The sequence below is a fragment of the Chitinophaga jiangningensis genome (assembly GCF_900142605.1).
In the GTDB taxonomy this organism is placed as follows: Bacteria; Bacteroidota; Bacteroidia; order Chitinophagales; family Chitinophagaceae; genus Chitinophaga; species Chitinophaga jiangningensis.
In genome coordinates this window covers 95,730-109,716 of sequence record NZ_FRBL01000012.1, presented here as the reverse complement: position 1 = coordinate 109,716, position 13,987 = coordinate 95,730, and the positions used below count along the sequence as shown (strand labels likewise).

The 13,987-nt window shown below is 48.4% G+C and carries 6 protein-coding genes; 2 read left to right on the top strand and 4 right to left on the bottom strand.

The genetic code is table 11. The annotated features are described in order from the left end of the window. Nucleotides 1-203: 203 nt before the first annotated feature. Complete coding sequence (locus BUB18_RS26710; RefSeq protein ID WP_073087065.1) at nt 204-2,468, bottom strand: DUF7133 domain-containing protein; 2,265 nt, start codon at nt 2,466-2,468, stop codon at nt 204-206. 167 nt (nt 2,469-2,635) lie between these two features. Here BUB18_RS26710 and BUB18_RS26705 point away from each other — a divergent pair, with 167 nt between their 5' ends. Beyond that, on the top strand, nt 2,636-3,904 hold the full coding sequence (locus tag BUB18_RS26705; RefSeq protein WP_073087063.1) for a NupC/NupG family nucleoside CNT transporter: 1,269 nt from the start codon (nt 2,636-2,638) through the stop codon (nt 3,902-3,904). A 114-nt stretch (nt 3,905-4,018) separates the two neighbouring features. On the opposite strand, the gene BUB18_RS26700 is transcribed toward BUB18_RS26705, so the two are convergent. Both BUB18_RS26700 and smc read right to left on the bottom strand, forming a co-directional pair. Further along, nucleotides 4,019-4,417: a DUF4259 domain-containing protein gene (locus tag BUB18_RS26700; RefSeq protein WP_073087061.1), complete on the bottom strand. Its 399-nt coding sequence runs from the start codon at nt 4,415-4,417 to the stop codon at nt 4,019-4,021. Between the two features lie 72 nt (nt 4,418-4,489). Further along, entirely contained in the window at nt 4,490-8,020 is a 3,531-nt protein-coding gene (smc, locus tag BUB18_RS26695; protein WP_073087059.1) for a chromosome segregation protein SMC, read from the bottom strand. Between the two features lie 268 nt (nt 8,021-8,288). Between smc and BUB18_RS26690 the strand changes: the two genes are divergently transcribed. Then, on the top strand, nt 8,289-10,520 hold the full coding sequence (locus tag BUB18_RS26690) for an FUSC family protein (protein ID WP_073087057.1): 2,232 nt from the start codon (nt 8,289-8,291) through the stop codon (nt 10,518-10,520). 935 nt (nt 10,521-11,455) lie between these two features. On the opposite strand, the gene uvrA is transcribed toward BUB18_RS26690, so the two are convergent. Further along, nucleotides 11,456-13,948: an excinuclease ABC subunit UvrA gene (uvrA, locus tag BUB18_RS26685; protein ID WP_073087203.1), complete on the bottom strand. Its 2,493-nt coding sequence runs from the start codon at nt 13,946-13,948 to the stop codon at nt 11,456-11,458. Nucleotides 13,949-13,987 lie beyond the last annotated feature (39 nt).

Sequence of the window (13,987 nt, the reverse complement as noted above, 5' to 3'; positions counted from 1 at the left end):
TCCGCAAGTACAGCAAGCTGTTGTACATAGGTTTCTCTGCGTTTGTATATGTGTTGCCTTTGTCATTACAGGGCAAAGATAGGGTTAATTTCCTTCACGGAAATGCACTTCAGCTATGATTTCAAGACATTAAATATTGTTGCTTTTTCTTTTGTAAATATTCAATGCTGCTCCTGCAACATTGAATATTTTACGCATTTTTTCTATTGTAATTCGGAAGCGGTGAATGGCTTTTGGCGACCATTATATTGCTTTCTCACTGCTTTGATATCTGATTCGGTAACCTGACCAGCCTTATTTTTCCAGGCCGCCCTTAAATAGGACAATACCTGCGCAATGTCGGCGTCACTGTATTCATCGCTGGAACCTATGCCAGGCATATCACCACTGATTTCGGGCGACTGATACACCTTACCATGCACGGCTACAGGCCCTGTAAGGCCATATAACACAATAGCAGCCAGCTTCTTCTTATCACCGTTTACCCAATTGCTTTCATTAAGAGGCGGCGCCATAGAAGCGATACCATTTCCATTTTTACCATGGCAGGTTTGACAGATATTGTTAAATATTTCATAACCCCGCGGATAAGATAATTCCAGCGCCGCCATTTTTTGCTTCTCCTCCGCACTTTGCATGTCCTCCATGGTTTCCTGTAAAACTTTATACAGGGAGATGGTAGTGTCTTTATGCATCGCCTGCAGCTGCTCCAGCAACGCGCGCTCGCGGCCCTGCGCATTGTTTACCAATGCAGCGGAAATGTAGCGGTCGGCCGCATAATGCGTCAGGATATATTGTTCCATCATTGCCACTGCTCCTTTGTCCCACTTGCCCACTGCCGGCAACAGCCAGGCGGCATGGCGCGCGGTAGCCGGCTGGTGCAACAAACTGTCTATGATACCAGTTACTGTTTTACTATTGTTTTTATTGTAGAGAGATGGCAAGGCTGCCATGGCCTGTATTTTCAGTTTTACAGTACCACTATCCAACAGATAACGCACGTCATCCAGGGTGAGCGCTTCCAGGCCTTCCAGCGTCCAGAGGGCATGCCGCTGGGTAAGTGGCTGCGTAGTATCGTGTAAACTCAGGCGCAATAACGGTACCGCCGCCTTCACGCCCTGGTCCACCAGTTGTTGCTGTGCCATATCCCTTATAATACCATTCTTATGATGAAGTAGTGTGAGCATGGCGGAAGTACTGGTGGCAGTATTCAGCAATGCAGGATGGCTGCCTTTGGGTACAATGCGGTAGATACGGCCGCAGTTAAGCGGCAGGGTGAGCTTGCGGGCTGCAATCTGTTGTTTGAGGTAGGGTGTCAGATAAGTTTTATGCTGAATAATACCCCGGTACATATCGGTAATATACAATGCCCCGTCTGTACCTGTAATAAGATTGGTGGGTCTGAAACGTTCATCTGCACTGGCCAGGAACTCTTTGCCTTTATATGCCTGCTCACCGGTTACTACGTCACCGCTATCCCGCAGGATGTTCCATTTAACAAGATTCGCCGCGGGCTCTGCTACAAAAGCACCTCCATAGTATTTTCGCGGCAGCAGCTCTCCCCGGTAAATATGTGGTCCGCAGGCCGCGGTAAAAGAAATCAGTTTACCTTCTTCATTCAGCACGCCTTTAACATAGCCCCTGTTTACACCCAGGTTCTTACGGGCAGGATATACGTTGTTATCGCTTACCACCTTTTCATCGAAGCCGGCCGCTTCGCGCTGGTGAGTGTTCTTACCGGGAAGTCCGGGCAGGAAGTAATCCCCCAGCAGGTTTTGAGAGTTATTATTGTAGAACAGGCGGCCTTCATCATCCTGGGAAATACCCCACTGCCCCCTGAATTGCGTACGCTCCTTTATCCATTTGCCATGCACCTTACGGTAACGGCTATCCGATTTTGCGTTGTAGATCCAGTTGTCCATGCTGCGGAGCAGGCCGTTTGGCTGGTGCTCCACGTTGCCGCCATCGGCATAGTGATCATCCACGAGCGTGCGTTTGCCCGCTTTATTGCCCTGGATCTCATAATACCAGAGCTGCGGTGGCGTTGCTACCAGTATGCCGGAATCTACCAGGCAGATGGCCCGGGGTAATACCAGCGAGTCGAGAAACACGTGGCGTTCGTCCGCTTCCCCATCTCCATTTTTATCTTCGAGTACAACGATCTTACCGTTGGCTATATCTTCTCCCGTACCACTGGTATCCGGCATAAAACCAGTCATTTCTACCACCCACATTCTGCCGCTGAAATCGAATGTCATGGCCACCGGTGCTACCACCATCGGCTCCTGTGCCACCAGCTGCACTTCCAGCCCGTCTTCCAGCTCCATATGTCTGATAGCTTCCCTGCCTTCCAGCACACCGGCTGAATCCTTGTCTGAATCGTTGGCAGCATTGGTAGTTTTATGTTGGTTACAGGCAACAAAAGCCAGTATTAACGCGGAAAAAATAAGGTATTGGTAACGGCCCATCTTATGATCTATTGCAAGAGTTAAAAATACATTTTTTTAAAACTTTTTCAGGCCAACTTTACATCAGTGGTTGGGGGTTAAGAGAATTAACTGGAGGTAGTGGCGACTAAAGAAAAAAACCTATCTTCGTCGCTAATTTGCATACATTTTACGATTTATTTGCATCTATGGGACGCTTTCACGGCTTGATAGGCATTGTACTTATTCTGGGTATAGCCTTTTTATTTTCGAACAACAGGAGCAAGATCAATTACAGACTGGTATTTAGTGGTATTGCATTGCAGGTGTTGATTGGTATTCTTGTGTTTAAAGTTCCGCCGGTTACCTGGTTTTTTCAACAGGTAGGCCATGCGATGGGTAAGCTGGAAGCTTTTGCCCGGCAGGGAGCGGCCTTCGTGTATGGAGGTATCGGTGTATCCCAACCGCCCACCGGCACCATTGCCGACTATGCCAGCGGCGGATTTGTATTTGCCTTTAACGTTACCGCCACTATCATCCTCGTTTGTGTACTAGTAGCTGTTTTATATCACTTTGGCATTATGCAGCGCATCGTAGCGGTGATTGCCCGCGCTATGAACATCATCATGCGGGTGAGCGGCGCCGAAGCGCTCAGCAACGTGGCCAGCGCTTTCGTAGGCCAGGTAGAAGCCCAGGTAATGATACGTCCTTACCTCTCTTCCATGACTAAAAGTGAATTACTCGCCTCCATGAGCGGTAGCCTTGCCTGTATCGCCGGCGGTATCCTCGTGGTATATGCCAACATGGGCTTCCAGGCAGGTATGGACATTGCACCATTCCTCATCACAGCCAGCCTTATGGCCGCACCGGGCGCACTGGTAATCTCCAAAATCGTATTCCCGGAAACAGAGGAAAGCGTGACCATGGGCCGCGTGAAAATGGAAGTAAAGAGCAACTATACCAATGTGATTGATGCTATTTCACATGGCGCCGGTGATGGATTTAAGATTGCGATGAACGTAATAGCCATGCTGATCGGGTTCATTGCATTGATTGCCCTGCTCGACTGGTGCCTCATTCATATCGGTCATATATTTAATCCTCACTTCGATCTCAGCCTCGACTGGATCTTCGGTAAAATATTCACCCCGATGGCCTGGGCCATGGGCGTACCTGCTGACGATGTGAGCAAGGTAGCTACCCTGCTCGGTCAGAAGCTGACCATCAACGAATTCGTTGCCTTTAAGAGTCTCACTACCCATAAGATAGACGTAGTATCTCCCAAAGCAGTAGCAATTGTAACCATTGCCATTGCCGGGTTTGCGAACTTCTCCAGCGTGGGCATGCAGATCGGTGGTATTGGTGAATTGGCTCCCGACAGAAGAAGTGACCTGGCCAAACTGGGACTGAAAGCCCTGCTGTGCGGTACACTTGCCTCTTATCTGTCTGCCACCATCGCAGGTATTTTACTGGGATAATACTAAAAGATATAAAAAGAAACGCCCGTCCGGCATATGCCAGGCGGGCGTTTCTTTTTATAGTTTAATAACAGGCAACAGGTGCCCGTAAGATGTCGGTGGTGAGGAGGAAGGCTATATTTCCAGTCTTTTGATCAGACCAGCCTGTACGGCTTCCCATTGTTCCAGCTGACCTGCTTCTTCCCATGCGCTGCGCATTCCAGAGTCAGCAATTATCTTTTTAACTGCATTGATCGCCTGATTTCTCAGTGCTTTCGTACCGATCAGGTTCAGGATATCCAGCCTGTCCAGCGGATCTTCCGGGTAATCTTCACTGGCACGGCCTACCAGTGCAGCCACTGTTTCAGCAGCAGCGAGTCCTTCTTCGCAATCGGAAACTTCCAGTTTCTCATGATTATTGATGATACGTGCCAACGTATCAGATACCATTCCACCATCTTTGTTGTCGATCAAATCAAAAACCCAGTCTTGAGATCCTTCGTTTTCAAAGTTTCTGGTGCCCCATGCGCCCATAGTGTGTAGTGTTTTTTTATTTTTTCAGAAAATATTTAGCAGTCAATATGTAATAACAATCATTTCCAGTCATCAGTTCAAACTTCTGAAATCTACCGGCACGAGCTTGCTCACGCCGGGCTCCTGCATGGTTACGCCGTATATCACATCTACAGCCGCCATGGTCTGTTTGTTGTGGGTAACGATGATGAACTGGGAGTTATCCGAAAACTTGCGGATCATGTTGGTGAACTTACCTACGTTGGCATCATCCAGCGGGGCATCCACCTCATCCAGGATACAGAATGGTGCCGGCTTGATCAGGTAGATGGCAAACAGGAGCGCCGTAGCGGTCAGTGTTTTTTCACCTCCGGAGAGCTGCGTAATAGCTGCCGGGCGTTTACCTTTAGGTTTGGCGATGATCTCAATACCGGTATCAGCCAGGTTTTCCGGGTCGCTAAGGATCATGTCACACTGATCTTCCTCGGTAAACAACGCTTTAAATACGCGGATAAAGTTTTCTTTAACGGTGTTGAATGTATCCAGAAACTTCTGGTTTGCAGTGGATTCTACCTCCTGGATGGTAGCCAGCAGGGAGTCTTTCGCATTTACGAGATCCGTTTTCTGCTCCAGAATAAATTCATAGCGTTTTTTCATTTCCTGGAAAGCCTCTATGGCGGTAGGGTTGATTTCTCCCATATTTTCCAGGCGCTTTTTCAATCTTTCCGCGCTGGCTTGCAGCTCCTCTACCGGTAGCTCGGAGCTACGCTGTTCGTCAATGATCTCATCCAGGTTCACTTTAAACTCTACGCTCAGCCTTTCCTTCATGGAAGCCAGTTGCAATTTGAGTTCGTTTACCTTGTCTTTGATGGCATTGAGCTGAATATCCAACTGCTCGCGGGCTTTCTGCTTGCTGCGGAGGGTGGTTTCCAGTTCCTGCAGGTGGTTTCGGAAGTTGTAGTATTCCTGGTCTTTTTCGTTGAGGGCTTTTTCTTCCTCTTCACGCTGGCGGAACAGTTCTACTAATCCATCGTCGGCATGACTGAGCTTTTCCACGGCGGCGGCAATATTGGCGGCGGCGTCTTCCAGCTGTGCCTTATTATTGGTGATCTGCGTGTGCAGGTCGGCCAGTTGTTTGCGTTTAAATTCCAGTTCCTGTTTCAGCGCCTGGATTTTACTTTGCTGGCGGGTATGTTGCAGGTTCTGGTTATTGAACTGCACATTTGCCATATTGAATTGTTGCTCTACTTCCTGTGCTGCCCTGTCGGCCTCAATGATAGTATCCTGCAACTCATTTACGCGGTCGTTCAGGTTATCGAGTTCCTCTCTTACACCGGAAATGCTTTGCTGGTTGGTATCCAGCGATTGCTGCATTTCTTCCAGGCGCTTGTCTCCTGCTTCGATGAGGTGGTGAAAGTTTTCGATCCTGTTTTGCAGGCCAAACAGCTGATTATTCAGCTGGTTGATTTTATCGCGGCCGGCATTGATATTATTTTCGTTGAGCTGGCTGTTATAGCCCAGCACTTCGTTGTGTTTATCCTGGATGGCTACACGCAGTTTACCTACGATGGCTTCGAGATCTTTGATCTCAGCTTCCAGCTTCTCCAGGTTTTTGGCGCGGCCCAGTTTTTTACCTTCAAAAAGGCCTACGGAGCCACCGGAGATATTGTATTTGCCGCGGTGCATGCGGCCTGATTTTTCGATCAGCACCACATCGTCGCTGGCCAGCTGGCTGAATTCCAGTCGGCTGATATCTTCCCCGATGAATACTTTCCCAAGCAGGAAATAACCCAGGCCTTTGTATTTTTCTTCGATCTCTACCACCTGCAGGGCCGGAATAGTACCCGGAGGGGTAACGATGCTGGCGGGTTGCTGACGGAACTGATCCAGTATGAAAAAGTTAGCCTTTCCTTTTTTGTTGGCGTCGAGGAGCTGGATAGCCTGTATGGCTTCAGCGGTATTGTTAACGACGTAATAGTTCAGGTAAGGTTCGAGGAGGTTTTCTACGCAGGTGCGGTATTCCTCTTTACAGAAAAAGATATCGGAGAGTATGGGGGCTGCGTTGTTCCAGTCGGGGTTCTTTTTGAGGAACTTGATACTTTCAGGATAGCCTTCCAGGCTGTCTACCAGTGATTTGAGCAGGTCGTACTCGTTCTTTTTGGAATCGAGCTTACGATTTTCATCTACCAGCTGATCACGGAGTCCTTCGATATCTGACTGGGTAGCGAGGATTTTTTCTTTTGTTTCATCCTGGAATCGGATCATTTCATCCAGGGCATTTTTTTCAGTTTCCAGCGTTTGCTGCAGGGTAGCCTTTTCTGCTTCCAGCTGTGTAATTTGCTGCTGGCGGCCGGTTTTCTCTTCCTGCAATTGTTGCATGCTGCGTTGCAGGTTTTGTACGGAAGTATCGGCTACGGCTACTTTCTTTTCGGCTTCGAACTGTTGGCGTTGCCAGCGTTGCTGGTCGTTGCGAAGGGTTTCGAGCGCCTGTTTCTTTTGCTGGAATTTATCTTTCTTTTCTTCCACCATCTCCCGAAGTGTTTCCAGTTCGTCGGTCATGGTTTCGAAGATCTCGGATTCTTCTACTACCTGTTTTTCGGAGAAATCGATGGAAGAGGTGAGTCCGGTGAGTTGTCCTTCCGCACTGTTGAGGAAGTCCGTAATATTTTTTTCGCGTTCCCGCAGGTAGGTCAGTTGCTGGGTAGCGAGGTTTTTATCATTTTCTTTTGTTCTGATGGTGGCTACCAGGTCGTTGAAGGATTTTTGCAGCACCTGCAGCTCTCTTTCTTTGGCTACAAAGTGGAGTTTATCCTCTTCCACGGCGGCTTCTGCAGCTTTGATCTCTGTTTCCAGGGCCAGTTTACGGTCGCTTTCTTCCGTTTGTTTGTCGGACAGGTCCTTGAAAGTGATGTTAAAGCCTTCGAGTGCTGCTTTAGCGAGTTCGATGCTGGCTTCGCGGTATTCCTTTTTCACCTCGTAGAAGCGTTCGGCTTTGCGGGCCTGGCTTTCAAGGGTTTTAAGGTTATTATTGATTTCAAAAAGCAGGTCCTCGATGCGGTTGAGGTCCCCCTCGGTGGCATCCAGTTTGGCTTTTGCTTCTTTTTTTCTTGTTTTGTAGATGGAAATGCCGGCGGCCTGTTCAAGCATGCGTCGGCGGCTGTTTTCTTTGTCTTTGATGATGTCGTCCACCATACCCAGCTCGATGATGGCGTAGGAGTCGGTGCTCACCCCGGTGTCCATAAACAGGTTATGGATATCCTTGAGGCGGCAGGCCACATCGTTAAGGCGGTATTCGCTATCGCCGTTTTTGTAGAATTTACGGGTAATCGTTACCGTGGTGAATTCGGTAGGCAGCACATTTTTGGTATTCTCGAACGTGAGGCTAACCTCGGCCATGCCACTGGAGGAGCGGGTTTTAGAACCATTAAACACCAGTCCTGCCTGGTTTTCAGAACGCAGGTTACTGATCTTATGCTCTCCGATCACCCAGCGGATAGAGTCGATAATGTTGCTTTTGCCACAGCCGTTAGGCCCGATTACACCGGTAATACCCTCATCAAACTGCAAAACGGTCTTGTCTGCAAAACTTTTAAAGCCTTTAATTTCTAGTGTTTTTAAGCGCACGACTTTACTCCGAGATTTTTAAGGCGTCAAAGATATAATTTTACCCGATTGAAAAGTAAATTAAGTGAGAACACAGCATCTTCCGGTATTTTTTTATACACACCTGTGAATATTTAATATTCCCGAACAAAACACCGGAATTATAATGGTCTGATTATAAATATAGTAAAAACCGTAATTAAAATTTAAATTCCTGTGAGAATTAATACTCAGAATTCTTTTAACAGGGGGTAATAATTACCTTTGTGGCTCCAAAACCCGAAAGAGTTTGCGTACAGACAATTGGATCAACGACGTTAAGACATTCCTTTACAGTTATCATTTTAGCAACGGTTTACGTACTACCATCAGCGTGGTGGTACCTTCCCTGGTATTTATGGCCCTGGGCCAGCTGGAACTCGGCATTGCGATGTCGATGGGCGCTTTGTGTACCGCCCTCAGTGACGTACCCGGCACGATAGTTCATAAACGCAATGGGCTGATCATCAGTACCATTCTTATCTTTTTAACCGCATTGGGAACAGGTTTACTGATTCCTTATCATTTCGCGATGATCGGCTGGATCATCGTCTGCTGCTTCTTTTTTGCCATGCTGCTGGTGTATGGCAACCGGGGAGGTAACATTGGCACCGGGTGTTTGCTGGTACTGGTATCCATCCTGGGGGAATCCCTGCAAACGCCGGCAGTGGTGATGCTGCATGCCTTCATGGTATTGCTGGGCAGCATCTGGTATGCCTTACTGGCACTGATCCTCTGGCAGATACGTCCTTACCTGAACGTACAACAGGCATTGGGTGATTGTATCATCCAAACGGCCCGCTACCTGGAACTCAGGGCTAATTTTTACACGCCCGGTGTGGATGTGGATGAAAACTACCGTTTGGTGGTAGCTCAACAGGTACTGGTAAACGAAAAGCAGGAAAACGTAAGAGAGTTATTGCTCAAGCGCCGCTCCGCCCAACAGGGTACTACCAGTATCAACAAGAGCATGGTGCTCATCTTTCTGGATATGGTGGACCTGCAGGAGCAGATCATGGCTTCGCAAACCGATTACAAGGCGCTGCACCGTGATTTCAAGGATGCTGAAATACTGGATAAATATCATACCCTCATACAGGATTTCGTAGAGGAATTAAAGAATATCGGTATCGCCGTAGCAGCAGGACAACGGAGTCTCCCTAAAGCTAACCTGAAACTGGGGATGGAAAAGGTAAGAAAGCAAATTGCGGAAATCACCCTTCAATTGCCTACGCTTAAGGAAAGAACCCGTACCATGCCGCTCACCAATATCCTCTCTAACCTGCAGGATATGGCACAGCGTGTGTACAATCTCCACCGCCTTACGCGACTGGAACGCCTGAAAGATGAATCGATAGATCCCAAGCTGGAATTATCCAAATTCACCACAAGGAATAAATACGATTTTGAAACCTTTAAGGATAACCTCACCTTTAAGTCGCATATTTTCCGTCATGCGATCAGGGTGAGTCTGGCTACTGTTACGGGCTATATCCTGGGTATGGCGCTGGAACTGGACCGTGTGTACTGGATTCTGCTCACCATCATAGTAATCCTAAAGCCGGGCTTTGGGCTTACCAGGTCGCGCAGTATACAGCGTGTAATCGGCACTGTGTTAGGCGCCCTGTTTGCGGCCGGATTACTGTACCTCACCAGCAATGGCACCATCATTTTCTTTGCGATGCTGCTTTGTATCCTGGGTGCTTATAGCTTTATGAGCTTCCGGTATACGCTCAGCGTATTTTTCGTAACGCCTTTTGTGATTTTTTTGCTGCACTTCCTCCACCCTTCTGACCTGTACAACGCGGCCCAGCGGGTGCTGGATACCTTCATTGGCGGTACGCTGGCATTTATTGCCAACATGGTGGTATGGCCCAGCTGGGAACATACTTTCCTGCCGGACTACATGAAAAAAATGCTGGCTACCAACCGCCAATATTTTGAAACGGTGATGGGAGTATATGTGAAAGAGAATGTAACCGTTACCGATTTCAAACTGGCCCGGAAAGATACCTATGTGGCGAGTGCCAACATGATGGCGGCTTTCCAGCGTATGCTGACGGAGCCTAAAAGCAAACAGAAAAACGCATCCACGGTTTATCACTTCGTGGTACTTAATCATACCCTTACTTCACACATTGCGGCACTGGGGTCTTATAGTCTGCACCACGGTGTACAGTTCCCTAAAGAAGAATACGAGCAGGTAACCGATTACCTGCTGAATTATATGGACCAGCTGATGCTGATGCTGGACCCCGCCACCAAAGCGCAGGCCCAGCTGCCGGCAGCCCTGAATACCTTTGAACACCTGGATCAGCGGCTGGACGAACTGGTACGGTTACGCCAGGAAGAGATTAATGCAGGTGCAGGTGCTACACCGCTGCGGGATGAAATGTTGGAAGCCAAGCAGGTGCATGATCAGCTGATGGCGATATTGTCGCTGGTGAAGGATATGGGAAAAGCGCTAATGGAGGGGAAATAATGTTTTCTGCGTTTAACTGCAAAAAGGCAGCTTTTCAATAACTACCGTAAGTCCTGCGGATTTTAAGCAAATGATAAAACGCCCAAACACCGCTGGTGCCATTCACAGTTGCATACAATTAAATGCCTATAGCAGCTCTCAAAAACCACGCTGCAAATCCAGCGGATTTTGAGCAAATAATAAAACGCCCAAACATCGCTGATGCTCTTCACGGCTGCCTACAATTAAATGCCTAAAACAACTCTCAAAAACCACGCTGCAAATCCAGTGGATTTTGAATAGGTAATAAAACGCCAAAACATCGCTGGCGCCATTCACAGTTGCCTACAATTAAATGCCTAAAACAACTCTCAAAAACCACGCTGCAAATCCAGCGGATTTGAGTAGCTTACTGAACTTCATTACCTCCACGTGCCCGCGCTACACGCGGTTGCCCCCGCGAAGTTTCCCTCCGGAGCAACCAACGTTACAAATTACTGCATCGGCTAAGATGCAATAATCCATTGTCTACTTTTCAATTCTGCAACGGCATGCGAAACGATAGACACCCCCAGTTGGATGCCATACTTTAACGCCCCTAACCGTACGGAAAGGAGTGAAAACCCAGCCGTTTTTACAATTGAAATGACAGCGATGCTTCATTGGGAAACATTTATTACACTACCAAACCAGCACCCTGGTAGTTTAGGTGATTTTACCATTATGGTAAAATGCAATATTTAGAGTGGAGATGAAAAAAGCCTGGAAGTTAGCCGACATTCCAGGCGGAGTAATAAATGTTCTAATGAAGCAATTCGAAGATAGTACAAAATTCAATTTTACCAAAAAAATTAGCAGAAAATTTTTACACTAAAAACCAGTATCTACAATAGATTTCTCGTATTAATATTTTTTTTCTCATTCCAGGAATACTAATATTATTAGCTACAATTTTTCTACAAATACCTTCCCAAAAACGCCGCTGTTTTACTCTCCTTCACCTTCGCCACCTCCCCCGGCGTCCCCTGCGCTACAATCTTCCCGCCTTCCTCACCGGCGCCAGGGCCAATATCAATCACCCAATCACTGCCGGCGAGCACCCGCATATTATGCTCTACCACGATCACCGTGTTACCGGCATCTACCAGTAAATTCAACTGCACCATCAGCTTGTCCACATCCGCAGGATGCAGCCCCGTAGTTGGTTCATCCAGGATATAAAGGGTATTGCCTCTGCCCATACGCTGTAGTTCAGTTGCCAGCTTTATACGTTGCGCCTCCCCGCCCGATAACTCCGTGGCCGGCTGTCCCAGCCGCAGGTAACCTAAACCTACCTCCCGCAGCACATGCAGGGAGTGATGCACGGCTGAATCATCTTCAAAAAAATGATACGCCTCGTCAACCGTCATCTGCAAAACCTCCGCTATATTTTTCTCTTTGTATTTAATCTCCAGCGTTTTGGCGTTATACCTGCTGCCATGGCATACCGGACAAGGGGCATACACACTGGGTAAAAACAACAGTTCCACCATTACAAAGCCTTCGCCATTACAGTTTTCACACCGGCCTTTTGGCATATTAAAGGAAAATCGGCCAGCATCGTATTTCCGGGCTTTCGCTGCTTTAGTGGCAGCAAATAGTTTTCGTACATGATCAAACAAACCGGTATAGGTAGCCAGGTTGGACCTGGGGGTACGGCCAATCGCCTTCTGATCCACCAGCAGCATCCGCTTCACCTGATCCATACCACCAACAATACGCCCCTCCAGCGTTTCAGGCTTGTCCTCCGCCAGGTCCGGTGCTTCCTCTTCCTCCGCCACTGAAGTTCCTAAGTGCGCCGCTACCAGCTCCACCAAAGCCTGACTCACCAAACTCGATTTTCCGGAACCACTCACGCCGGTAACAGCGGTAAATAAATGTAATGGAAAACTGACATCCAGTTGCTGTAGGTTATTCCTTGTTATCCCCTGTAACTGCAGCCAGTGGCTGGCTGTACGTGGCTCATGCCTGGCCGGCGGCAATTTATTAAAGAGGTATTTGGCGGTGATGGAACCAGCTATGCGCTCCAACCCTTCCGTTGCTCCACTATATAAAATCGTTCCTCCCTTTTCTCCTGCAAGTGGCCCTACGTCTACGATCCAGTCGGCATGCCGGATCACTTCCAGGTCGTGTTCCACTACAAACAACGAGTTACCCGCTGCTTTCAGGCGGTCCAATGCCCGCAGCAGCGACTGCGTATCTGCCGGATGCAAGCCGGCTGAAGGTTCGTCCAATACATACACTACCCCAAACAGGTTGGATCGTACCTGCGTAGCAAGGCGCAACCGCTGCAGCTCACCCGGTGATAAGGTAGGCGTGCTCCTTTCCAGCGAAAGATATCCTAAACCAAGATCCAGCATCACCTGCAACCTCGCCACCAGATCCACCGCAATGCGTTGTATTACCATCGCTTTTTCAGGATGCTGCTCATCCGGTACCGCTTTTATCTTTCCCTGCATCATTTCGTACAGGCGTTTCAGTGGGATGGCCGATATCTCCGCAATATCCATACCTCCAAACTTCACGGACAGCGACTCCCTTCGTAATCTTTTACCGTGGCACTCCGGACAAGGTGTGCTCAGCATATATTGCTGCACACGCTTTTTCATCATCGCGCTTTGTGTATTGGCAAAAGTATGCATCACATATTTGCGTGCCCCCATGAACGTGCCCATATAACTGGGCTCCATCTTACGTTTGAGTGCATCCTTCACCTCTTCCAGGGTAAAACTGGCATACACGGGAACGGTAGGCTGCTCTTCGGTAAACAATATCCAGTTACGTAACTTTTGTGGTAAATCTTTCCAGGGCTTGTCGACGTCATATCCCATCGTAGTAAGGATATCGCGGTAATTCTGCCCCTGCCAGGCCGTAGGCCAGGCGGCCACCGCTCTCTCCCTGATAGTCAGATTGGGATCGGGCACCATCGACTCCTCCGTAGCATCGTAAATCCGACCCATACCATGACAGGTAGGACAAGCCCCCTCCGGTGTATTCGGAGAAAAAGCCTCGGCATGAATAATATCCTGCCCCTTCGGATAATCACCCGCTCTCGAAAAAAGCATGCGCATCAGGTTACTTAAAGTAGATACACTGCCTACAGAAGAACGGGTGGTAGGCGTACCACGCTGCTGTTGCAAGGCGACTGCAGGTGGCAACCCTTCAATTTCATCCACCTCCGGCACCGGCATCTGGTGAAATAGCCGTCGGGCATAGGGCGACACCGATTCCAAATAACGGCGCTGCGCCTCCGCATATAATGTTCCGAAAGCAAGCGAGGATTTTCCGGAGCCGGAAATACCAGTAAATACGACTAATGCATCGCGGGGGATAATGAGGTCAACGTTTTTGAGATTGTGCTCACGTGCACCTCGTACATTCACAAAGCCAGGGGTTGAGTGTTGTTGCATAACGGCATCTGCCACAAGAATTGTGCCTTGGGAATGCAA